The organism is Paenibacillus sp. JNU01 (assembly GCF_059130585.1).
On sequence record NZ_CP169723.1, the window covers coordinates 2,872,124 to 2,896,810 of the forward strand.

Annotated in this window: 14 protein-coding genes, 1 pseudogene and 1 riboswitch; of the genes and pseudogenes, 4 read left to right on the plus strand and 11 right to left on the minus strand. The window is 46.6% G+C overall.

Annotation, left to right across the window (positions count from 1 at the left end; translation table 11 throughout):
• Positions 1–245: 245 nt before the first annotated feature.
• A complete protein-coding gene (locus NLBNIHML_RS12595; protein WP_494354479.1) occupies positions 246–3,092 on the minus strand; it encodes an ATP-binding protein in 2,847 nt (948 codons plus the stop codon).
• A gap of 345 nt (positions 3,093–3,437) precedes the next feature.
• Here NLBNIHML_RS12595 and NLBNIHML_RS12600 point away from each other — a divergent pair, with 345 nt between their 5' ends.
• Positions 3,438–4,136 carry a response regulator transcription factor gene (locus NLBNIHML_RS12600; RefSeq protein WP_339237750.1) on the plus strand — a complete coding sequence of 233 codons (699 nt, stop codon included), beginning with the start codon at positions 3,438–3,440 and terminating at the stop codon, positions 4,134–4,136.
• Positions 4,137–4,184: 48 nt separating this feature from the next.
• Here NLBNIHML_RS12600 and NLBNIHML_RS12605 read toward each other — a convergent pair whose 3' ends face one another.
• Positions 4,185–4,604 (minus strand): hypothetical protein, encoded by a 420-nt coding sequence (locus tag NLBNIHML_RS12605; protein ID WP_494354480.1) that lies wholly within the window; start codon positions 4,602–4,604, stop codon positions 4,185–4,187.
• Between the two features lie 242 nt (positions 4,605–4,846).
• Here NLBNIHML_RS12605 and NLBNIHML_RS12610 point away from each other — a divergent pair, with 242 nt between their 5' ends.
• The 3 genes from NLBNIHML_RS12610 to NLBNIHML_RS12620 all read left to right on the plus strand — a co-directional run bounded on the left by NLBNIHML_RS12610 (position 4,847) and on the right by NLBNIHML_RS12620 (position 8,830).
• Positions 4,847–5,989 (plus strand): virulence factor, encoded by a 1,143-nt coding sequence (locus tag NLBNIHML_RS12610; protein ID WP_339237754.1) that lies wholly within the window; start codon positions 4,847–4,849, stop codon positions 5,987–5,989.
• Between the two features lie 147 nt (positions 5,990–6,136).
• A riboswitch (Lysine riboswitch) is annotated at positions 6,137–6,352 on the plus strand.
• Between the two features lie 116 nt (positions 6,353–6,468).
• A complete protein-coding gene (locus NLBNIHML_RS12615) occupies positions 6,469–7,947 on the plus strand; it encodes an amino acid permease (protein WP_339237756.1) in 1,479 nt (492 codons plus the stop codon).
• 232 nt (positions 7,948–8,179) lie between these two features.
• Complete coding sequence (locus tag NLBNIHML_RS12620) at positions 8,180–8,830, plus strand: class D sortase (protein ID WP_494354481.1); 651 nt, start codon at positions 8,180–8,182, stop codon at positions 8,828–8,830.
• Between the two features lie 134 nt (positions 8,831–8,964).
• Here NLBNIHML_RS12620 and NLBNIHML_RS12625 read toward each other — a convergent pair whose 3' ends face one another.
• The 9 genes and pseudogenes from NLBNIHML_RS12625 to xylB all read right to left on the minus strand — a co-directional run bounded on the left by NLBNIHML_RS12625 (position 8,965) and on the right by xylB (position 24,161).
• Entirely contained in the window at positions 8,965–13,488 is a 4,524-nt protein-coding gene (locus NLBNIHML_RS12625) for a collagen binding domain-containing protein (RefSeq protein ID WP_494354482.1), read from the minus strand.
• Positions 13,489–13,651: 163 nt separating this feature from the next.
• Positions 13,652–14,779, minus strand: a complete 1,128-nt coding sequence (locus NLBNIHML_RS12630) for a transglutaminase domain-containing protein (protein ID WP_494354483.1) — start codon at positions 14,777–14,779, stop codon at positions 13,652–13,654.
• 198 nt (positions 14,780–14,977) lie between these two features.
• A complete protein-coding gene (locus NLBNIHML_RS12635) occupies positions 14,978–17,365 on the minus strand; it encodes an S-layer homology domain-containing protein (protein ID WP_339237764.1) in 2,388 nt (795 codons plus the stop codon).
• A 225-nt stretch (positions 17,366–17,590) separates the two neighbouring features.
• Entirely contained in the window at positions 17,591–18,517 is a 927-nt protein-coding gene (locus tag NLBNIHML_RS12640; protein ID WP_339237766.1) for an alpha/beta hydrolase, read from the minus strand.
• Between the two features lie 166 nt (positions 18,518–18,683).
• Positions 18,684–19,310 carry a bifunctional 4-hydroxy-2-oxoglutarate aldolase/2-dehydro-3-deoxy-phosphogluconate aldolase gene (locus NLBNIHML_RS12645; RefSeq protein ID WP_339237768.1) on the minus strand — a complete coding sequence of 209 codons (627 nt, stop codon included), beginning with the start codon at positions 19,308–19,310 and terminating at the stop codon, positions 18,684–18,686.
• Positions 19,311–19,559: 249 nt separating this feature from the next.
• A complete protein-coding gene (locus NLBNIHML_RS12650; protein ID WP_445252847.1) occupies positions 19,560–20,630 on the minus strand; it encodes a glycosyltransferase in 1,071 nt (356 codons plus the stop codon).
• A gap of 489 nt (positions 20,631–21,119) precedes the next feature.
• Positions 21,120–21,746: pseudogene (locus NLBNIHML_RS12655) on the minus strand (glycosyltransferase family 2 protein); the annotation flags it as partial.
• A complete protein-coding gene (locus tag NLBNIHML_RS12660) occupies positions 21,734–22,606 on the minus strand; it encodes a glycosyltransferase (protein WP_339237772.1) in 873 nt (290 codons plus the stop codon). The gene NLBNIHML_RS12660 and the pseudogene NLBNIHML_RS12655, both read right to left, overlap by 13 nt.
• A 61-nt stretch (positions 22,607–22,667) precedes the next feature.
• Complete coding sequence (gene xylB, locus NLBNIHML_RS12665) at positions 22,668–24,161, minus strand: xylulokinase (protein WP_339237774.1); 1,494 nt, start codon at positions 24,159–24,161, stop codon at positions 22,668–22,670.
• Between the last annotated feature and the right edge of the window lie 526 nt (positions 24,162–24,687).

Here is a 24,687-nt window from a genome sequence, read left to right on the forward strand (position 1 = left end):
GATGAGTGTTTTCTCTTGTTTACGGAACATATTCCTGCCGTCCTCCTTTTGCATGGGATGCAAATTATGGCTCTATAGACAGTTTGCAAAAGAAGTTGTTTTTTTATCCGGGAAAATTGAAAAACAAAAAAAGCCTTTCCCTTTATCACGCTTACGCGCTCAAGGGCAAAGGCTCTATTCCTAGGAATCATAATTAAATATGGATCATTAAGAAGTGAGACACATCTCTTCATCCATCATTGCATTCAAACCAATACATCCTGCTTGGGCAGTCTTACCTTGAATGTACTTCCCTTGCCCGGTGCAGATATAAAGGTCAGTGTTCCTTTGTGATCCTCTACAATTTTACGGGAAATGTACAACCCGATTCCTGTTCCACCAATCTGCCGATGGTCCGAATTATCCACTCGATAAAATTTGTTGAATAACATGTCCTTCTCTTGCTCCGCAATCCCTATTCCATAATCACGGACATCAAGACATAGCCACTCCTCTTCTTCCCATAACGTAACATCGATGCGATCGGCTCCTGGAGAATACTTGACTGCGTTGCCCACCAGATTATGCAGAACCTGAACCATCCTGTTCTGGTCCGCGTAAGCAAAAAAGTCTCCATTAAACGTATGCACGTAGATTCGTTGGGCAGACTTCATATTCCACTGTTCAGCAACCCCTTCTACCAACTCAACCAGCGGTACATACGTCATATGGTAAGTCATGCCCTCATTATCGAGGCGCTGAATATCGAGTACATCATCGAGCAGACTGCTGAGCCGCTTGCCCTCGGAAGCGATCGTCTGCATGAATTCCTGCTGCTGAGCTGCTGGAAGGTCGTACATCATCATGAGTTCCACATACCCCATAATGGTGGCTACAGGCGTTCGAAGCTCATGAGATACCACGCTGATCAGTTCATTCTTCATCCGATCCAGCCGTTCTTCTCCCGTCCGGTCCCGGAAGACCAGCAGAAAGCCATGGTTTTTCCCCGGTACATCCATCTGCTTCATATATAACGAGAATACACTTTTCTCCGCATTGTTAAATATAAATTCAGTCTCAATAAATGCTGTTTCACCATCCAGAAATGCTTTGGTCTGTTCTAGCAGATTGAAATTATCCGTTAATACCATCGTATCAATCGCCTGCGCCAAATCTTCAATAGATCTGCCCAGAAAATCACCCAAACCAAACATCTCTTCGATCCTGCGGTTGACGATGGTTATGGTCCCTGATCGATCTGACATCACGAGCCCTTCCCGTACGGATTCAATAAATTGCTCACTGATATCTCGCTGTTCCTGAATGGCAATCTTTTCATTGAACAACTCCAGGTTCAGCTTCTCCAGCGCAAGAGCATGACGCACACGATCTTCTTCTGCTCTGGTCCGCTCCGTAATATCCTTGATAAACAAATTATATAACGTCTCATTCTTGCCAAGCTGAATTTCTACAATTTTGTACTCAATCGGAAAGACCGAACCATCCCGGCGAATCCCTGAAATTTCATCTACGATCGTATATCTCTTACCTTCAACATAATCGAATCGCTCCAACAATTTCTTGATCTCGATGCAGCTTGCCCCCTGGAAAAGAGACGGTGCTTCCTTCTGTTGGATCACTTCTTCCCGACGTAACCCAAACATTCTTTCAGCCTCTGGATTAAACTCAACGATCTGTCCATTGGAGTCCACAGCGATAATGGCATCAATAGAGGATTCAATGATTGCACGTTTGACCTCTTCACTATTCTTGAGTTCCTTGGTGCGTTCTACGACCCTGTCCTCCAGCGTTAACTTGTCATGACGAATCTGTTCGAATTGTTCCAGCAGCACATCGGCCATTTTACGCAAATTACCAATCAGGATCTGTACTTCGGTTACATGGCTGGTGGGCCACTCCAGCTTCCCGTTTCGAAACAATATTCTGGGCAGAGAACCCGTCATTCTGGTCAGTCTTAACAGTGGGCTAACGACTTTTCTACTGAGAGGAGCCGCTACAATCATAGAAGCCACAATGATGATGAACAGGGATTGCAGCGTGGTCAGATATATCGATTCAATTCGGGGGTAATACTTGGACGAGTCAGTCACAATAAATACCCGATAAGGTGTTATATTTTTCATTTTTGCTTCGTAGATAAAGATGGCTTGTCTCCAATGATTCAATACATCGCTGTAATGGATATTAGCAGAACTTTTCAGCATGAGGTTATCCTTCGACTTCAGAATATTGAACCTGTCCATGTCCAGGTACCCACCAGGCTGAAGTGTATCTAAACCAGAAGCGATGACTGTATCATTCCGATCAAGCAGTATCACATTCACACCCAATAGATGATGATAACGCGCCATATTTTGTTCCATATTCTCGGATGTAACATACTCTTCATCAAGATCCTGTACAACCGCACTCGATGCGTATTTCATCTCACGTAATATGGCATCATTCATTTGACTCAACTGTCTTTGGCTATCGGCGGATAACAATACGAGAGAAACAAATACCACGAAGGCGACTACGTATTTAAACGCAATCCTTGTGAGTGGAATGGTTCCCGTGCGTTTTAATCTTTGCTCACCCATAGTGATCCAGAAATCCACCACAATACCTGCAATTAGAGCATTCACCATGCCAATCACGGCAATATACATATACTCATACTTCAAATCTTCTATATCCAAGCCCAACACATAATGCCCGCAATAGATAACCGGAAGTAACATCACTACCCAGAAGACAGCATTTGCCTTGATTAGGCTTCCGTTCTTCCAACGAATCTGCCAACCTAGCATCCAGAGCAATTCAATGAAATGCGCCATCATTACGGTTAAATTCCGTGGCTCGAAGCCGGCAATGATGTTATTCAGCAGATGGATGACTGTAAAGGTGACCAATCCATAGATAGCCCCATGCAAACGAAGAGCAATGAGTACTGCTGCGCTGCCCACCATAATTTGCACACCATAGAATAACGTCAGTGGAAAAATAGTGCTTAGTGAGCCCAGCATAATTAGTATGCAGGTCCCAGTCCAGGGAATCTGCAGCTTCGAGATCACCCAATCCAGCATCTGTATCTTCTTTATATGATCCATTAGCAGTTAACCTCATGAATCATTTTTTCTTCTGTTTTCAACAACAACGTTGGTTCCCCCTATAAACTTAAGCGGATACAATCTACATTTTTTCCCCTTAACTCGTTCTGATCTATTATACTGTAATTAGTAGTTGGTGTAGATTTGGGAAATTCTGAGTCATCGGCAACCTAATTGCATTCATGCTAAGATATTGAAGCTCAATAAAAAAAGTTTATTCCTTCTCTACATATACATCCTATATTTTGGAATACAAACATTAAAAAATTTGCGGCATTTATTCGCAATTCACCTCGTTTTTTTAGTAGTTTCTTAACATATTATTTTCACCAGGAGTGTGACCCTATGACGATCAAAGTACTTCTTATAGAGGATGAGAAAAATCTGGCCGACATGATTGCTTTCTTTCTGGAGGAGGAAGGATACATCACTGAACGGGTTCAACATGCCCGCGAGGCTCTTCAACTGTTTCCACAATTCCAACCGGATATTGTTGTAACGGATCTCATGCTTCCTGAAATGGATGGAAATGATCTCGTAGAAGCCTTTCGCCAGCACTCCACTGTGCCTATTCTGATGATCTCGGCAAGCACCATGCTGAACGATCGACTGCGCGCATTACATAATGGTGCGGATGACTTTCTGTGCAAACCATTTAGTTTGAAAGAGTTGGATGCACGGATTAAAGCACTGCTGCGAAGATCAATCATTTCCTATCAGGATAAACCGGCAAAGGAAGACAAGCAGGCAGAGGTTACTGGGCATGTGAATGTGAATGAGTACAGAAGAACCCTGTTTGTGGATGGTGTTGAAATCGAGGTCACTCATATTGAGTTTGAGATTATGAAGGAATTGTACCGAAATCCGGGTAAAGTGTTCACCCGCAATGAACTGATGGATCGAATCAAAGGCTCCGAACGCGCCTATCTGGATCGTACCATCGATGTTCATATCTCAAGTCTGCGTAAAAAAATTGAGCCTGACCCCAAGAACCCACGTTATATTAAGACGGTTTGGGGAACAGGCTATAAATATGTGATCTAATCACGATCGTAACAATTGAAGTTAAAAATCTATAGCCACATCCCTCTTTTATCTCATGGATAAGATGGGCGGTATGGCTATTTCTGATTTGTGGACAGACGATGAATGAAACCAATTCTCCATATCTTTGATAAGATGATCCGGGTCTTGCTCGTTCCAGAGAAACATCTTCATCTCACCTGTACCTGTAATCTGTTGCAGGTGTCGCTTCCGAATGAGAGATTTGAAATCAGTAATGACCAGTAACGGAAGTTGTGGCATAAAAGCCCGAATGGCATTTGCTGCTGACACCGCTTCTTCGGCAATCTGATAATCAACAATACAATACCGGGCATTTTCCCAACTTCCCCGATGTGTTTCTATCGCAGAACCAGATGTTGAGTCCTCCATCCAGTTCCTGAACAATTGAATAATATTCGCATATGCAATACGACGTTTACCATCCGAGAGCACAGTAATGGGTTCCATAAGTATAACCTCCAGTTGTTTCTTCCTATTATTGTGCCAATTTTCGTTTAAAAATGTTTGTGAGTGAACATGAAAGAAGTGTTAACAAATTTCGCACTTCTTCACACTAAGTGTCAGATATGCCCATATCGCTTCTGGATAATTTCGCAGATTCCACACATTGATGTAAAATAGAGAAATACCCGTGTGATTTAATTAACGGGAGGTTAAGGATGAATTTGGTATTATAGGAGGTTACACTGATGAATATTGTTTCCATTGAACCAACACCGAGTCCAAATACGATGATGCTGCATCTCGATGAACGTCTGGAGGACGGAATTCGCAGAACATATACACTGGACAACGAACGATCCGCCCCGGCGTTCATTCGCCAGATGCTTCATATTCCCGGCGTGAAGAGTGTATTTCACACGACCGACTTCGTGGCGCTTGATCGCAAAGGAAACGCAGACTGGTCTGTCATTCTGGGCGAAGTCCAGAATCGTCTCGGACAGGAAGGCATCAACCTGGACTGGATTGAGTCTGAGGACGGATCTGGCGAACACTTCGGAGAAGCACAGGTATTCGTTCAGTTCTTTAGAGGGGTACCCATGCAAATCAGGGTTAAGGCCGGAGCCAAAGAAGAACGAATCTCGCTGTCAGATCGTTTTGTCAAAGCCGTTACCGAAGTTGCCAGTGCAACCATGATCAAAGAACGTAAACTGAGTGATTACGGCGTTCGTTACGGCGAATTGCCGGACATCGCACGCGAAGTTGAGCAAGAGCTGGAAGCGGCCTATCCGCCAGAACGACTGGAGCAGGTCATCCAACAGGCGATTGAACATGGTACCAACTCCGAAGAATTTATTGAGCGTCGTCGCGAACTGGATGGTGCCGAACTCGAAGAGGCCTTGCGTAACAGTGACTGGAATGTTCGCTATGCTGCCTTGGACGGCATGGAGCCTACAGCAGAAAGATTGCCGCTTGTAGCTCAAGCTCTGCATGATGACAAAATGCAGATCCGGCGTTTGGCCGTGGTATACCTGGGTGACATTCGTACACCGGAAGCAATGGAACTGCTGTATGAAGCGCTCCAGGACAGTTCACCTGCGGTACGCCGTACGGCCGGGGATACCTTGTCTGATATCGGCGATCCTGCCGCCACACCAGCCATGACAGCAACATTATCGGATAAAAGTAAACTTGTCCGCTGGCGTGCTGCACGTTTTCTATATGAGGTGGGTACAGAAGAAGCAGAGCAAGCGTTGCGAGTTGCAGCCGATGATCCCGAATTTGAAGTCAGCCTGCAAGCCAAGATGGCTCTGGAACGAATCGAATCCGGCGAACAAGCTGCCGGAACGGTATGGCAACAGATGGCCGGCCGCAACAAAAAAGAGGAATAGTCGTCCCTCAAACCTCACATCCAACAATTGTTATTGCACTGGAAAAGCACGCGCGTTATACTGGTTGTCTGTTTACTAAACTGAACACACCGTGTTAAGTTGTGTTGTTCATAATTTCATAGACAATAGATACACCTCATCCATGAATGGTGAGGTAGAGGTCGCGGGTGCGATCAGTACGCTGAAGGAGGCGCTAAGGAGCCGCTTATGAGATCAGCCGAAAGGTGCACCCGCCGAAGCTTACTGGACGTTCCTTATACGGTCCGGTGGGCTGGGGCTGCTGTCGAAAGGCGCAGAACTGTCACGGAAGTACATTTCCTTTGTATAAAGGTATGAATTCTTCTGTGTTGAGCTATCTTAATCATCTGGGACATGGTGCGGACATTGAAATATTAAAGACCGCAGGCTGATGCCTGTGGTCTTTTTGTTTAGGAAGCAATTATCGCAAACATCAGTATATCGAATGAAGGAGTGTTTCCATGCAAGACCGCAGTAACCCAACAACAACTAGACCTTCCCTGAAAAAAGGATTACGCGCACGCCATATGACGATGATCGCCCTCGGTGGCTCAATTGGGACCGGGCTGTTTCTCGCAAGTGGTACCGCCATCTCAACCGCAGGCCCTGGCGGGGCATTAATTGCCTACGCGGCCGTTGGCATCATGGTCTATTTCCTCATGACCAGCCTTGGTGAGCTTGCTACCTTTATGCCGGACTCCGGTTCATTTAATACGTATGCCGCACGTTTTGTCGATCCCGCCCTCGGGTTCGCCATGGGCTGGAACTTCTGGTACAACTGGGCGGTAACCATCGCAGCAGAGCTTGCTGCCGCAACAGTGCTCATTAAATACTGGTTCCCCGACAGTTCGTCCATGTTATGGAGCTTACTGTTCCTCGTGCTGATCTTTGCCTTGAATGTCCTGTCCGTCAAAGGATACGGGGAGTCCGAGTACTGGTTCGCCATTATCAAGGTAGCTACCGTTATTATCTTCCTGGCCGTTGGTGTGCTTATGATCTTTGGTATTATGGGCGGAGAAGCCGTTGGTTTCAGCAACTTCACCATCGGTGATGCACCCATTCATGGCGGATTCTTCGCCGTGTTAGGCGTATTCATGGCTGCGGGATTCTCATTCCAGGGTACCGAGCTTATCGGAGTAGCCGCCGGGGAAAGTGAGAATCCGCGCGAAAATGTACCTCGTGCCATTCGGCAGGTATTCTGGCGCATTCTGATTTTTTACATTTTGGCGATTACCGTGATCAGTCTGATCATCCCGTATACTCATCCGAATCTGCTCAAAGGAGATCTGGAAAATATCGGGGTCAGCCCGTTCACACTGGTGTTTGAAAAAGCAGGACTCGCCATTGCGGCTTCCGTCATGAATGCCGTTATTCTAACTTCCGTACTCTCTGCCGGAAACTCAGGCATGTATGCTTCAAGCCGGGTTCTCTATGCCCTTGCCCGAGACGGTAAAGCGCCTCGGTTCCTCGGTAAGCTGAACAAAAAAGGCATTCCCATGAATGCCTTGCTGCTTACCACAGCCGTTGGCATGTTGGCATTTCTTGCCTCCCTATTCGGCGATGGCATTGTGTATACCTGGTTGCTGAATGCATCCGGTATGTGTGGTTTTATTACTTGGCTAGGTATCGCTATCAGTCATTATCGCTTCCGTCGTGCATACGTTGCACAAGGCAGGGACCTAAGCGATCTGCCTTACCGGGCACGTTGGTTCCCGTTTGGGCCGATCTTTGCCTTTGTCCTGTGTATTATCGTGATTATTGGACAGAACTATCAGGCATTTACGGGTGACGAGATCGACTGGAGTGGAGCCATCGTTGCCTATCTGAGCGTCCCCCTGTTCCTCGTGTTGTGGCTTGGTTACAAATGGATCAAAAAAACCAAAGTGGTGCCGCTGAAGGAATGTGATTTCACACCTACCGATGCACCAAGTAACAAATAGTAGCTCCAACGTACTATCATCTACAGATACAATTGACTTTATATCATAAAACCTCCCCGTGGCGTTGCAGTTTTCATTCTGTAGCGATACGGGGAGGTTTTTTGGTGACGGCCCCTTCGAACCTTCCTGTACCTCTTCGTCCTTTCGTCTCCTGTCCATATTTTGTATAGGTCTGTAAGTAAAAATAGATAAAGGTATACTATTTTTCTTGAACAACGGGAGTTGATGCATAATGAAAAAATTCTCTATCCTGCTCATTCTGCTGGGCATGCTGATCATCAGCTTTCCTTTCCTACGGGACACGTATTATGACTGGCAGCAAACCCGTGTGATGAACGATCTGGAGCAACTGCAAGACGGCTTGTCCAAGCTGAATCACGCCTTCGAACAAGGCATACAGGATGCAGCTTCCGCCGAGCCAACTACTGACAATACAGATATAGTGCAAGACGAATCTTCGGATACGTTGGGGGTACTCTCCATTGACAAGATTGATGTCCGCTTGCCGATTTTGGAGGGTGCCACGGAAGCAAACATGAAGGTAGCTGCAACCCACCTTGTCGAAACCAATAGAATCGGTAACAAAGGTAATGCCGCCATTGCCGCTCATCGCGCCCACAAAAAAGGACGATTGTTCAATCGCCTGGGAGAACTCCAGATTGGCGATTCAATGGAAGTCACTCTGGCAGATCGAACGATCATCCATTATAAGATAGATCGGATATCCGTTGTGGAGCCTAATGACTTGTCCGTGCTGGGAGACCCCGGACTTGGACAGGTCCTTACCTTGATTACCTGTGATCCACTCGTCAATCCAACACATCGGTTAATTGTAAGAGCCATTAAAGTAAATCCTGACGTCGCTGGATTTGATATTCCTTAAGGTTCAACCGAAATAAAATAAAACACCCTCTAGTATATTCACACCGTGACTCTGGGTCACTTGTGAAGCTAGAGGGTGTTTTTATCTGTTTTATCTGAAAATGATCTATTCCTGCATTACGTGCTGCGTGCGATTTAACGCTGAAGCAGTTGTCTACGTCGGAAGTAAACGTATCCCACACTACCCAATGCCATCAGCATCATGCCTGCCACAGTGAAAGCCCATGTGCTCTCTTCGCCTGTCTTCGGCAGCATTCCCTGTGATGCAGAGTTTCCGTTCTGCTGTGATGCAGAATTCCCAGTCCCCTGCGATCCATCTGTATCCGTTCCCGCAGAAGGTGCCAATGCGCTATCCCCATCCGTTGTTTCTGTATCCCCCGCTGGAGGTGCAGTGTCGTCACCGTTGGAGACGCCAGGCGAAGGAGGAGTTACTCCGTTATCTTCATCTGTTGGAAGCTCGGTTCCGTCTCCAGGTTCAGTAGGTCCAGTAACCACTGTACCTGGGACAGACGTTCCTGGTTTTTCTGGTCCCGGTGTTACTGGTTTCTCCGGATCTGGTGTTACACCCGTAGTAGGTGTCCCCGGATTATAAGGTCCACTCGATCCACCGCCCGATACCGGGATAGCCTGATTTGTTTTTTCTACAACTATGGCTTCGGTTTGTATGTTCGTAATTTCAAATGGTACAGGTGTTGTGTCCAAGATATATCCGTTAGGTGCTTTTATTTCGACCAACTGATATTTATTGACATCCAGGTCTTTAAGTACAATTTCACCTTGCTGATTGGTTGTCAGTGTGGCTTCATCCAGACCTGTTACCTTGTGGAACTCCCAATTCCCATTTGCATCCATCAATGCAGTTTGAGCCCGTAATTCAAACACTGCACCTTGTAGATGCTGAGTTCGACCCGCATTGGTTTTAATCAATTTCACGGAACGAATATTTTCTTTATTTTCAATAGTCAATTGCGTTTCCGGTTTGATAATAGATACAAGCGTCTCCGGCTGTTCAATGACAAAACCTTCTGCCTTGGTCTCTACCAATGTATATGAACCATAGGTTAATCCATCGAATTCAATGACCCCGTTCAGATCCGTTACTTTCGTATCGATGATCGCATTGGAGTGATCACGCAATTCGAATTCAATTCCACTTAATACGGACTGATCCTTCGCATTGACTTTGGTAACGACAAGTTTGCCACCTGCCCCTATGGCATTCGACTTCGTCAGTGTAATAATCTGAGTCTGATTCTCTACGATGGTGAAGGGAATCGGGGTAGCATCCAACTGATAAAACTCGGGTGCCACAACCTCTACCAATTCATAATCCCCAGGTAAGAGATCACCTTTGGCGATTTTCCCATCTTCCCCTGTCGTCAACTCGTCTATTTTCTCTCGGGTTGCGCCATTGTTCAAGTACAATTCAAAGGTTGCACCCTGGAGCTTCTTGGATGATTCAATGGCATCTACCTTAGTTAATTCGAAGCCTTGTCGAATCTTTTTATTTTCAATGTCAAAGGCAATATCCGCATCCTTGAATTCAATCGTTTTACCTGAGGCAGAGCCATACTCTGGATCAACCATGTATCCTGCCGGTGCAGATAATTCTTTTAACTTATAAGGTATACCGTTGGTTAGATTGTTTAATCGATAGTTTCTGGAGCTTTCAACCACACCATTCTCGTCCGTTGGTTTCAATGTTTCCAGGAGCGTAGTTCCAGACGCATTATAGATTGCGAATATGGCTCCTTCCAGTGGAAGCCCAGTATCACTGACTTTGTGGATTCTAATCTTGCCCAGACCAGTAGAGGCTCCTCCACCCGCTCCAGCCAATGAAACTTTGATACCCACCTGATTGCCTTCTCCCACCACTGAGGAGGACTGACCTGCAAATTCAACTTTATTCTCAATTCGAGCGCCATGATCGGCATTAATATAGGACTGATATTCTAGAATGAATGCCGTATGGATATCTTTATTGAAGGTGAGGGTAAATGTATTACCTTCAACGGTCAATTCATAATCTGCCGGATCAACCAGTCCAGCTTTGTTGGATACATTGCCTGAATTGTTGGCAGGCAGGTTCGTTGCATATAATTTTAAGGAGTCCGCCAATAAAATTTGATTCTCCGACAAGGTATCTGTTAATGATGTACCCGCTGGAACATAAGATTGACTTGGATTGATATTTACCGTCCATGATGCTTTATCCGTTGTACCGATCTGTTGACCTGTTTTTTGTACATACACACCACCGTGAGCTGGCGTGACGCTCGCTGATCTGTTAAAGCGCTCTTCACCGCCCTCACCATCGGTTAGTACAGCCTGGTTGGCATACGTGCCTTCGACGGAATAAGGTCCATCCAGGCTCGTTTGATACTGAATGCGATAAGCTGCTTTGCCGATGTTACCCAGATCCAATGTAAAACCTTTACCGTCCGGGTTCAGCTGGAATTGACCAGGTGTGAGCGGAACCTCGCTACCTACAGCAGTAACATTATTGGCTCCCTGTAACTCTAACTCATGAACTTTTAATGAACCGTCTACAAAAGATTGGTTACCCGTGTAGGCATCCTTAAGGATAGCCTCCTGAATATCAAACAAGTTGTAGTTTACATCAATTGTCCACGTGATCGTTTTGTCTTTGGCGCTGTATTCGCCCTTTTTGTTACCATTTTGAATGGTGTACTCTTGCGGTTTGACCATAGCCGACTTGGTAATCGCAGTCTGTGCTACATTGGACTCTTTCCAATCGACCTTGGCCGAGTTGCGATATTCATTATCCGTTGGCATACCTGCCGTCGGATCAAAGCTTGTCGTATAGGTAATGACATGTTCCGTGTTAATGGTAACGCCGTCCTTTAGGCGAACGGAGAATCCTTTTTCATACGTAGGATCAGCCGGGTCTGGAGTCAATTCAAAGTCGTCTTTGTTAACCCCAGTCACTTGAAGACTACCCGGAATTAGCTTCATGTGTCTGCCTTCATAATTGTCGGTAATGACGATATCCGTCATGTCCTGCAAATCACGGTTCAACACCATCTGCCATTCAATTTCTTTGGTGTTGAAGTTTTCACTTTTTACGCTTTTGGCAAAAATGACTTCCCGAATGTCTTTCCGGCCTGTTTTGGAAGTATTATCATACATGTTCACTGTGTTCGTAATGGTATCGTTTGTATAGACACGATGAATGGATTGTGTATCATATTCAATCTCATAGGCCTTGGTAATGTCGTTCTTAAAATGTAATCTGAAGCCGTCATCAAATCCTGTATTTATCGTTTCAAGTGTGTATTCATTCGGATTCACCAGCGTTCTGTTCGAAGCCGCTCCGCTCGCATTAATATCAACTTGGTATACGTTGACGGAATTGTTGATCAGTTGCTGTTTGGCCGTATCAAAACGGTCTTCAATCCATGCATTCGCTTGCATGATTTCTTGCTGATTGTAGTTATATTGCACTTTCCATGTGATTGTCTGTGTCACCGGATCATACGCACTATCTTGGCCGGACTTGTTCAAAGGCTCGTTAAAACTCACACGAACTCGGCCAATATCCGTTTCGTTATGCTCGCTCTGATCCGTTGTAAGCGCAACCTGGTTTTGAAACTCCACATTGGTGAACGGAGCAGTGGTTGGTGCTTTAACACTTGTCGTATAGGTTACACGATAGGCCTTATCCGTGTCTCCCAATACAATTGGAAACTGTGGTTCCGTTTGAACTATTGGACCTTCTTTTACAGATCCATTCAATTGCACTTCCAATTCACGAATTTCGATATTGCCCTTGAGTTCAAGGTTTGTTGGCAATGTATCTGTAAGAAACGCATTTTTCAAAGCCTTCTCGCCTTGGTTAAAATCTACAGTCCATTTAATTTCATCCGAGTTGAAATTGTCTTTGTTTGCGCTTCCCGATTTCTTCAATTTATCTACGGCTGTGTTGGCAAAATGCACATTAATGCTGCCTTGCCCTACAGAGCTAAAGTCTATCTGTTGTTTCAATCCATCTTCCATCTTGCTCTCATCAAACTTAATCCACACGTAGAAGTTGCCTTCCAACTGCGCATGCTCGATCAGTTCGTTAAAGGTAAAGATGATTGTGCCATCTGGATTCACCACATACTCCCCAACACCGCCATCCAGATCGCCCTTAAGCTGTGATCCAATGATGAATTTATCCGGCAAGTTGAAGGTAAACGTGGAACCATCGCTGTAGTTGTGGGTGTCATTTGCAAGCCCCCATGTAAAGACGACAGCCACCTCATCCTGAATGGATGGACGAATATCCTCAATCTTATCGCCTTTGATATCAATCGTTCCATTTCCATTATCTTGCGGTGCCTGATTGTACATCTGCACACTCGTAATTAATTGCTCTGTAATTACCGGACCTGCAGCTGCACCAAGCAGATGCATCGTATTATCCTCCTGATCTTCCGGAGTACTGACATCCTTATCTTCTTCCGGAATGGCAGGATCTTCTTTCACTTCTCCCGAACCTGCCGAACCGTCTTCTACCGCTGTATCACTGATTGCACTGGCTGGCAAATTAGTTAATTCATCCTGAGCATGCATCGTTGGTGTTAATATCCAACCCTGCATCATTTGTGTGACCAGCAACAGAGCAATGATCACTATGCTCACTTTTTTCCTCATTTTTTGCATATCCTCCTCGTACGTAATGTTGGCATGCGCCGAAGAATAGAATAGCAAAGCGACATATACAAAAAATAGACAACACTAAAACCCTCGTCGTTGAACACAAATTGAACGCAAAAAAGGACACTCCTCAAGCGGAGCATCCTGCTTATAACGATGTTTATAACGTCCAGTTAATTTTGACACGTAGATCTGTGGTACCTTCCATTTTGGACACATAATAAGATATCGATTTCATGCCAAGCTGGTACAAATCCTGTAAATCTTCGATCAGTCCAGCCTCCGTACCCTTGTACCTGAACGTGAGCGAGGTTCCGCCTTCCTTCAGTGTACCTTGAACCTTGGTCTTCAGCGCAGCATGACCTTTAACGGCATCCTGTTCATCATACAGGGAATAGTCCAGAGCATGGTACAGCTTCTGATAAGCGGCCTTTTTGCTATCTCCAGCCTTCACGAGCTTTAATAAAGCTTCTCGATATGGGGCTGGCGCAGCGGGGTACTTGCTTTTGCCTGTCCAGATATGGTCACGTGCCATCTCATCATCACTCAGCAAATAATAGCTGTGGCTTACCTTACCTTTCCGGTCAGGAGTAGGATCATCCCAGGTAGTGTCCATGTGATACCACTTGCCGTCCAGGTTCACGATATTCCAGGCATGAAGCTGCCCGCCTGCTGTACCTTCCACAATCCGGTTATCGATCCCTACTCGCTCCAGCATTCGATAAGCCAGCAATGAGTATCCCTGACAGACGGTACTGCCTGTAACAAGCCCGTCGTAGGCCGTATATTTCTTGAGCGAAGTATCGTAGGACAGGTTAAGCACAATCCAGTCATGGATGACCTTAACCTTCTCATGATCCGTCATGCCGGGTTTGATGATTTCTTTCAACACGTTCGTAACTTTACGATTCACATAATCGGTCTGTTCCTTGGTCTCCCGGTAGGAAAGCGTCACATGTACTTCGGCCGATACATTGGAGCCTTTATAATTAAATGCGTAACTTTTAACGGTATATTGGATATAGGGGTCACTCTTCATTGCCTCATCGATGGAGGTTTGTAATTGTTTTTTGAGGCCTTTCACATTGCCTTTGTATGTAAAAACAAGTTCCTCCGTCCGCTGTGACATTGCGGTAAGCAAGGTCTGGCGCAAATCCGTTGCCGTGGATATATCCGATGTTCCTGATGCAGCATACAGTTGATCCAGATCAATCGTACGTGGTAACGCTACAGCAATCAGACAGCCTGCCAGCAGTACGGTGATAATTCGTTTCCCGTTCTTACCCATGAAAGGAACCCACCCTTCTTTGCAAAGTTCTCACGCCTTATTGTATCACAAAAGGCTCTGGCGTCATTCTAGTTTTGTAAAAGCAAATCAAAAGAGACCTTCTATGGAAGGTCCCTTTGATCTTCAATTCGTTGAATCACGAGTACCCGTTATCTTCATCCTATGATTCGGACGGGCGTAATATGTGTGATTCCTCGTCTAATACAGACGATTGCCACTCATAAACGTATCGGTCTTGCCTTGAAGTTTGGCAAGTCGTTCCAGTACCTGTGAAGCTTCAGCTACCGTCACTTTGCGTGCAGGCATGAAACGTCCCTCAATTGAAGGAAGTAATCCCAGCTTCAAACTCAGGGAAACCGCCCCTTTACTCGAAATGGCACTGGCATCTGCGATATTGGGAAGATCCGATGGCAATGTGTAGAATCCGGCCAGCTTCTCATAGCGCAGTATGCGTACAAGCAGCACCGCCAATTCTTCACGGGTCATCTCTTCTTGCGGGTTCAGATTCTGTTCTGGGTCCGCTCCGGCAAGCCAGCGTTGATCGATTAACACCTTGATTGCCTTATAATAAGGGCTGTCAGGGGTTACATCAGCGTATAGCTTGTCATCTCCGTCCCCACTATAATACAGATCCATATTCGGGTTAATCGCTCTTGCCAAATAGTTAAACCAGTCTCCTCGGGTGATCACCCGATCCGGGAATACACGTCCCTGCTCATCCGCTAGCAACACGCCATGCTGTGTCATATTGCGAAGCGCATCTTCGGCCACATGGCCTGAGATATCCGTAGGTTCTGTCTTGCTTGCAGCACCTGTCTCCCCGTATTGAAGCTTCCACTCTCCCGTGTTAGCATCCAGTACTTCATAAGTGCCATAGATGGAATTCTCATCACGGGTTGGCATATAAGCAAGGTTAACTCCCACCGGAATAACTTGACCATTATTCAGACCATACCCGCCATAACGGGAATATGCGAGGATCAGCTTGAACTCCTCCAGATAGAGCGCCTTGGCCTCTTCATAACTGATGGCTGGCTTATCATCTGCTGGCAATTGTTCAGGCGTTGCTGCAATGCGTGTATAGAACTCGTTCACGGTTCCATCGTTCAACACCTGCACTTGTGCTGTATCATCTTTCACCGGAATTCCATTCAGATAGCGTTGGAACATAAACGTACGAGCATCGTCTACCTCAATAACGTTAGCCAATCTAAATTGCTCCGTTGCATCTGGAACTAACGCAATCACCGTGTTCATCGCCAGTTTCTCAGCTTGCTTTCGGGTAATTAATTTGCCTGTTTTCTCTTCAGTCTGCTTTTCCTGCTCTGGTCCAATGCGTTGCATCATCGTATAGCTGTAGATCTGCCCAGTCACTGCATCCACCTGTGCTGAAATATCCCGCATGAACATATAGGACGTATTGGCACTTCGATCACTCCAGCTCAGACTCCATACCTGATTGTTCGGACTTGCAAAAAAACCTTTGCTTAACTGGCTATGCTCCAGCTTGTAACCTTTGGGAATATCAAAGTTCGTTACCACCCGATTGGCGGCCTGCTGTACATTTAATCTTGTACCATTGCTTGGAACAAAAGGCGTCACGTCCCCTTGCAACTTCGTATCCTGCTGTAAAGAATCCTCGTCCACTGCTTTGCCTGTTAATGTATTAATCCGTTCCAACGTATTGGCTTCAATCGGAACAATACTGATATTCTTCGGTGTATATCCAAGGTAATACTGCTGACCCTGTTTGGAAGACGAGCGATCTTTGGAGATATAAGCCAGCTCTACATCAAACTGTTCTTCAAACTGCTGTCTGGCCTTCTCTTCCGAAGCTGTCGGTTTCGATGAAGGATATTTAGCAGATGTAGTACCTCGTGAGTAACCTGTCACCAAACCACTTTCATCCACATTGATGTGGACTGTCTCTGCGTCAGATAACAATCCGTCATGTTTTAACTGGTAAGCATATCGGTATTCTGTTCTGCCAAACAAAGACTCTTGTTCGATGGAAGAATACAGATCTCCTAGCGGAGCATACTCCGTATCCTTCAAGCCTGGAATCGCTTGATACAACAGTGCCACGGCCTTCTCTTCAGCTTCAGCTTTCGTTAGCTTAACATCCGATCCCGAGACATGTTTATCCAGAATATCCGATGGTAGATGTACACTTAACACTTCCCCTGTGCCTGCATGTACAGTCCCACTGAATCCCGATGTATGATTGCCTTGTGTAATCTGGAATCCAATCTCCCATGCCTTGTAGTCTGGCGGTGGATAGGAATTAGGTGAATCGAATCGTGCAGATGAGATCGTTGCTTTTTTTAACAATGGAAATAATCTAAGTATATTTTCACTGGCTTGCCTGGATGAGATTTTCGCTCCCTCTGGCACGTCATTGCTGGTTGCGTCTAGTTGTTCATTTTCCCCCGTTGTTGCTTCGTTCACCTGCTCTGCTTGCGCGGCTGATGCGCTGCCTGCAAAACCTGGTGTTTGCGAAGCAAGCAGCAGTGTTGCCATCGCTGCAGTTGTTGCTTTGGTTGCGAACATTTTGATACGTACATTGAACTTCCAATTCAAACTCAAATCTGGACCTCTCCCTTCAATTTCATACAAAGAAGCATAACAAATAACCTCGCATGAATATTGCCAGTCTACTCTATGATACCATAAGCTTCCTTTTTAATCGTCTTTTCCCGTCAATTTTACAATTGTGAATTTCTGCATATTGCTCATAAAAGCAAAAAAAACGCCAACCACGTTGGCGTTTTCTCTGTTAGCCTGCACGCTTATGTAGGCTGTTCTATCCTGTTAACTACTCGCTATAGACGAATCATTCAACTTCGCCTGACCATGAACATGGGTTTTCAGAAATGGAATAACGGTATCCCAGAAGGCAGGATCTTCCTCGGAACAACTGTGACCTCCGCTATTAACCCATAGATGTTCCACAGGCGGATCGGCTTTGGACATAAAATATTCAAGCTCACTCGGAGGAATAAAATTATCTCCCTTGGAGTGCACCATGAGCAACGGGAGTTGCATCCCCCTGCGCCGTTCATTCAGCATCATCACCGGATCGCGCTGACGATAGGATTTCAGAGATTCACCCAGTCGCCAGAACCAGATTCTCGGAATTAACTGGGCCAGGGGAAACAGAGGCAGACGTCGGCGTCTCAGCTCCGAACTGACAATAACCTCAAATTGCGATGGCATGGAATCCGTAATTACTGCTGATACCGGAATGCCTTCAGTCACTGCAAGAATCGTACCCAGTCCACCCAGTGAATGTCCAAGCACTCCGATAGCAGATGAATCAATCTCTGGCCGTGCAGACGTATACTGCAATGCCGCCAGCAGATCATCCCGGAACAGATAGGCAGATGCAGCACGAACTGGATCACTGGCCCCATGACTGCGGACATCATACATAAACAGGGCATATCCTGCTTCCCAGATCGGCCTCGCATAACGTAGAACACGAGAGCGATTGGAGCCCCAGCCATGTGCAATAATCACGAGCGGCCATGGTTTCGGAATATCAGCTCTGGCCGGGATGAACCACCCATGCACCCGACCTCCCCCACTGTCAAAGGTCACATCCTCAAATGGCATTGGAGGTGTCAGTGTGATCGGAATCTTCTTGGGTGTCTGGCTCTTTACCGCCGCCTTCCATAATCCACCTGCCGTTACTGCAGCAACGGCCAGCATGCCGCCAATCATTGTTTTAGCTTTCACAGGGCATCTCTCCTCTCCGAATTCTGGCATACATCCATCATACGACACTAGAATGAACGGCACGTTAAATGACATCGGTTCTTATGATAACGAATAATCCAGCAATTGATCTAAAGCTACCTTAATATATACCCAAATGGACATATCCCTCATCTTTCGCTGAAGTCTAAACTTCAGCTGCTTCCACAAATCTCCGTGCACATGCTGCAATCTGCTCATGATCTCCTGCTACAAGGGCTTCACGTGGTAAAAGTGCACTTCCCAGACCTACGGCAGCAGCACCTGCTGCATAATAGTCAGCAATATTCTCCAGTGTAGCGCCGCCTGTTGCCAACAGTGGGATATGGTTCAGCGGAGCTTTAATCTCCCGCAGATACGGTATGCCCAGGCTCGCCATCGGAAACAGCTTCACAACACGTGCTCCCGCCTCATGGGCTGCGACAATCTCCGTTGGTGTCATGGCTCCAGGCCAGATCTCGACACCATGTTCTACAGCATATTCAATGACAGACAGATCGACATTGGGGGACACCAGAAACTGTGCTCCTGCAGCGACCGCTTCCTTCGCCATCTGCACATTCAGTACCGTACCAGCTCCGACATAAGCCTTTCCTTCATGCCGCTCACGCCAGTCTGCAATAATATCATGTGCTCCAGGTGTGTTCAGCGTGACTTCCATCAGTCGAATTCCACCACTCGTCATGCCTTGTCCAGCTGTTACTGCCGCTTCACGGCTAATACCGCGCACAATCGCGACCAGCCTCGACTCCAATAGTACTTCCGTCAGATTCATATCCAGTTCCCCTTATTTCATCAATTCGGCAGCCGAAGACAGGTAATCATGTTCACTGCTTTTCCGTTATTCATTATTGTAAAGCATATCCTCCCCTGGATGAAATACATTAATCCATTTCCAAACTGAATCCGTCTTTTGATCAGTACTAAGAAGTCATTGCATTGCAACGTAAAAAAACCTCTCCATGGACATGGGGATGATTCACCCATTCAATTCCACGAAAGAGGCATCATTGAGACCTTCATGCTAAGCCTTTTCCAATACGTTATCCTTCTCCAGATCTTTAAAGTAACGATCGTTATATAACATGCTCGGATGTGTTGGATGATAGGCGAGTGCGATATCATTATGTTCCCGGGCCTTGGCACGGTTACCCATCCGGTCATAACAGACACATAGTTGCAGATGCGGCATCCAGGTCCAGGCTGCTTCATTTAGCACCACCATAGGATCATCAGGACGTACAGCACGAGTCGCTTGTTCATACCAGAACAGGGCTTTGCGATAATCTTCACGGTCGGCAAAATAACCACCCAATCGACAGCAAATCTCGGCTCTTGGCAGATCATAGGCGAATGATCGGAACAATGCTGTTACTTCCTGTTCTGATCGTTTAAGTGCAGCTTCACAATCCGCAATTTTCTGGCAAGCCGCAATCTGGTCTTCCACCCAACCCAGCCCGGTGTCCAGAAACTTTTCATAGTACTTCACCGCATCCTCATGCTGTCCATGGTCCTTCAGTTCATTGCCAAAATAGTATAAGTCACGCGGTGAGAATTCCTCTCCGGTCTGTTCCCTCTTGCGATAGATCCGCAGATTCCGATCGGTATACTCCTTATCTTTCTTGTGGGTAACCGCTATGTCACTATGCAGCAGATTGCCTGCTACAGCCAGATATTCATGCACCGCGCCAATCCAGCGAAATTGCCGATCTCGACGCACCAGGCGATTCCGGCGCAGACTGTAGGATACTTTGCCTTCTGCCGTAAATGACAGATTGTAATCCATTGTGACACTATCAACAGCCGGGTCCAGCGAACGTTTCAAGGCAATAAGCTTCGCCCGATCTTCCGCTTCAAATACATCGTCGGCATCCAGCCACAGAATATATTCGCTCTTCGCCTGATCGAAGGCAAAGTTGCGTGCTGCTGCAAAGTCATCCACCCATTCAAAATCAACGATACGATCCGTATATCTGGAAGCGATCTGACGGGTACGATCCGTTGAACCGGTATCAACGATCACAATCTCATCGGTAATGCCGTTGACCGAGTCCAGACATCTGGCGAGGGATGCTTCTTCATTTTTCACAATCATACAGAGCGTAATGCTGATCGTCTCTTCCCCACGTCTGGCTCTGCGGTTAAAGGCAGCTACCCCCGGCAGTTCGGACAAACGGTAGATGTGGTACGCAGGGAGATGCGTATCAACGAAAAGGCGAAAACCAAGTGCCTGCGCACGGATACAGAAATGACGATCTTCTCCCCAGAAGGATACATTCGGAATCTGGTCATAGGAAACCCCGGCGGCCAGAACATTTTTGCGAATGAGCGTACATGCCCCCAACCCTCCAACTTCGTAACAACCTGGTATCCGCAGTTGATTCAGAAAAGCAGTCGTTTGCGCGCCCTCGTCTTCCGCTTCATTTCCGGCTGAAGATTTGCCGCCTCGACGATACAAAGCATACTCATCTTGCAGCCATACCTGAGGCATTTCCCTGGCCCCCGGCTGCCACCGGGTCCAAAAGATATTGGACACGATGTCTTTGCCACTCGATACGAGTTGTTCCAATGTCCGCGGATGCAGCACCAGATCAGAGTCTATCAAGAAAACAGCATCGTACTCGTTGTCGCGTGCATAATTCAAAATGCGGTTTTTTAGACCAGCTACACGCCAAATCTGTTCATCCTGCCAATAGTGGCCTCCCTCATCCTTGGTGTACAACCCTTTGTTGTCAGGACTATCGCTGCTATGTTCATCTGCCTGAATAACCGTCCCTTCATGCTGGAGCACAAATTCACGTAATATATTCGACGCAGCTTCTTCCTCGTTATCGTCAACAAACAGATAATCCGTCTTCACTGTTGTTCGTTCTAGTGCATGCAGAGAATCCAAAAATTCACGCAGCACCGGAGTTGTCTGACGAACCGGGCTGGCAATCAGTATTCTTTCCTGGACAAGCGTTTCAAGATTCTCCGGTTGGCGGGTTTCCTTCGATATAACAGAACGCCTGGACGGTCGATGATTACTCTGGCTCTTTACTTGGCTCTCTACATGGCTTTCATGTTGGTTTTGATGTTGCTTCTCTTTCTGTTCCCCATTTATTTGGGAATTCGGCTCTATTGGAGGTTGGGATTCCTCTTGCGATTGCGATTGGTGTAACGGGTCTTTCTTGCTCAACGTGCTCACTCCCCCTCTCCTTATTCGACCCATGCCAACAGTCGTGGCTCTTGATCCAATATCGATTCGTACTGTTCCTTCCAACCGTATCTTGCTTCAGGGTCCAATGCTTGATAGCGCTCATATTTGCGGATGCGGTCTTCTTCCCGCGCCCATCCATAATGCTTCACCCGGGGAGCATGACATCCATAACTCCAATGCTGGATCGTTAACGGAAAACGCCCACAATGCTGGGGTGTTTCCTTCCATTCATAGCTCATCCCCGGATGATAACGAATCAGAAACGGCCGATAGTAGGCATGGGCTTGCCAGAACTCATCTTCCCGGTAATGCGTATCACTCCACATATCAAACAATCTGAAATAAATCGCATCCTCGTTGCCACGAAGCAGCAGATCGCGTACAGCCCCAAAGTCACTGGTTAGAATCTCATCCGCATCCAGATTCAAAATCCATTCCGGATCGGTCGCCACTGTTTCTTCCCATTGTTGTTTCCTCAAGCTTACTTCGTCTGCAAAACGTGAAGAAGCGTTCTCCACCAATACAAGTGGAATACCGTCCAGAAGTTCCCGGCACATCGCCACCGTTCCATCCGTGCTTCCATCATCAATGATTACTGCACGATCAATCCAGGCACGATGTGTCTCCAAAGCCTGCTTGAGATAACGATTCTCCTCATTACGAACGATCATCGACAAGGTAATATGTGGTCTTCCATGTACCTCATGTTCATCCAAAGCTTCACCCCCATGCTCAAGCTTCTTCCTATTAAAATCGCCGGACACCCGATGTCTGGACAGATCACAATCCTCTATTCTCAATCTATGCAGAGCCGGAATGCGGATATGCAGGACAAGGAAACCTTTCACGGGGTTAATCTTGTTGAACGACAAAAAAAGCACCCGCCTGTGCGGATGCTTCTGCATGTATGATATACATGTTTCATGTGATGAATTAACGGTATTCAGCCAAACGATCATTGAGACTACGTGTCTGTCCATAGACTTCCTGGTACAGTGCGAACAATCCATCATAGACAGCAACCGTTTCCGGGTTCGGCTCATAGGACTTCGCCGGACGAATAAACGCCGTTGCACATTCCTGCAAAGACGAGAACCAGCCACATCCATAGGCAGCCAGCATTGCTGCCCCCATAGCCGGACCCTGTTCGCTCTCCAACTTCACAATTGTGGCGTTGAAGACATCTGCCTGCATTTGCAACCAGGCTTCATTTTTGGCACCACCCCCAATGGAGATGACTTCATTAACGGTTTTACCTGCACCGCGCAAAATATCAATGGATTCACGCAGCGAGAAGGTGATGCCCTCCATCACCGCACGTCCAAAGTGCTCCAGCTTGTGCCCGGCATCCATACCGATGAAGCTGCCCCGGATATTCGCATCTGGATGAGGTGTACGCTCCCCAACGATATAAGGTGTGAACAATAATCCGTTGCTGCCGGCCGGAATCTGATCAATGCCCTGTAAGAGCACATCAAAGGATTTGTCCGCTGCAAACGTATCCTTGAACCAGGACAAGCTATATCCTGCGGCAAGTGTTACCCCCATAATATAGAAGGCATCTTTCTCCCCGTGATTGAAAAAGTGTACTTTGCCTTCGAAATCGAGATCTTTACGCTCTTCGTAGGAAAGCACCACCCCGGACGTTCCGATGCTGCACATTGTCTGTCCTTCACTCAGAATGCCTGCGCCAATGGCACCGCATGCATTGTCCGCGCCACCTGCGTATACTTTTGTCGCAGCTGCCAGACCTGTTTGATCCGCAATCTCAGGCAACAGGGTACCCACTTCCTCAAACGATTCCACTAGACGTGGACATAGGGAGATCGGCAGCTTGAATGCTTCTGCAATCTCATTGCTCCACTGCTTGCCCGCAACGTCCAGCAGCAAGGTACCTGCTGCATCGGAATAATCCATGGCATAATCCCCTGTCAGGCGATAACGCACATAGTCTTTGGGTAACAGGAATAAGGATGCTTGCTGTAACAATTCAGGCTCGTTCTCCTGAACCCACAGAATTTTTGGCAAGGTAAAACCCTCAAGGGCGCGGTTCCGGGCAATGCTTAACAGCTTGCCATCCAGCACTTTTTCAATCCGGCGGCACTGAGCCGTTGTGCGTGTATCATTCCACAAGATTGCATTCCGCAGTGGTTTACCTTCGGCATCCACCAAAACCAGTCCATGCATCTGTCCGGAGAAGCTCAAACCTTCAATTTCCGAAGGCTGCACGCCAGATACTTCGAGCAATTTGCGCAGGGAAACAATCGTCTGCTCTACCCAATCTTCGGGATTTTGTTCACTGTATCCAGCCTTGGGCTGGTACAACGGGTATGCCTCCGATGCTTCAAATGCCACTTTTCCTTCACGATTGACCAACACGGTTTTAACCGCACTGGTTCCCAGATCGACACCAATTACGTAACTCATAGGTTAACTCCTCTCGTTTGTAACAGGATTGTATAAATGAAACCCTTGATGCTCATGTGGCCACTCCGTGATCAGAAAACCCTCGGATCGCCGTTACCCCCGGATTTCCGTTAACCCCTTTGGCAAGGGTGAAATCCGGGGATAAATGCGACCGCTTCGCTTCCTCGGGTCCTTTCTGCTCACTCCGTTCTGCATGTACCATTTTAGAAGAACATTTATATCAAAACAGTAAAAACATACTCGTTTTTGTAGCGAAAAGATGATCCAATGACCTTGATTCGTCATTGGTCATAAATGAAACCCTTGATGCTCATGTGGTCACTTCGTGATCAGAAAACCCTCGGATCGCCGTTACCCCCGGATATCCTTTATCCCCTTTGGCAAGGGAGAAATCCGGGGATAAATGCGACCGCTTTGCTTCCTCGGGTACTTTCTGCTCACTCCGTTCTGCATGTACCATTTTAGAAGAACATTTATATCAAAACAGTAAAAACATACTCGTTTTTGTAGCGAAAAGATGATCCAA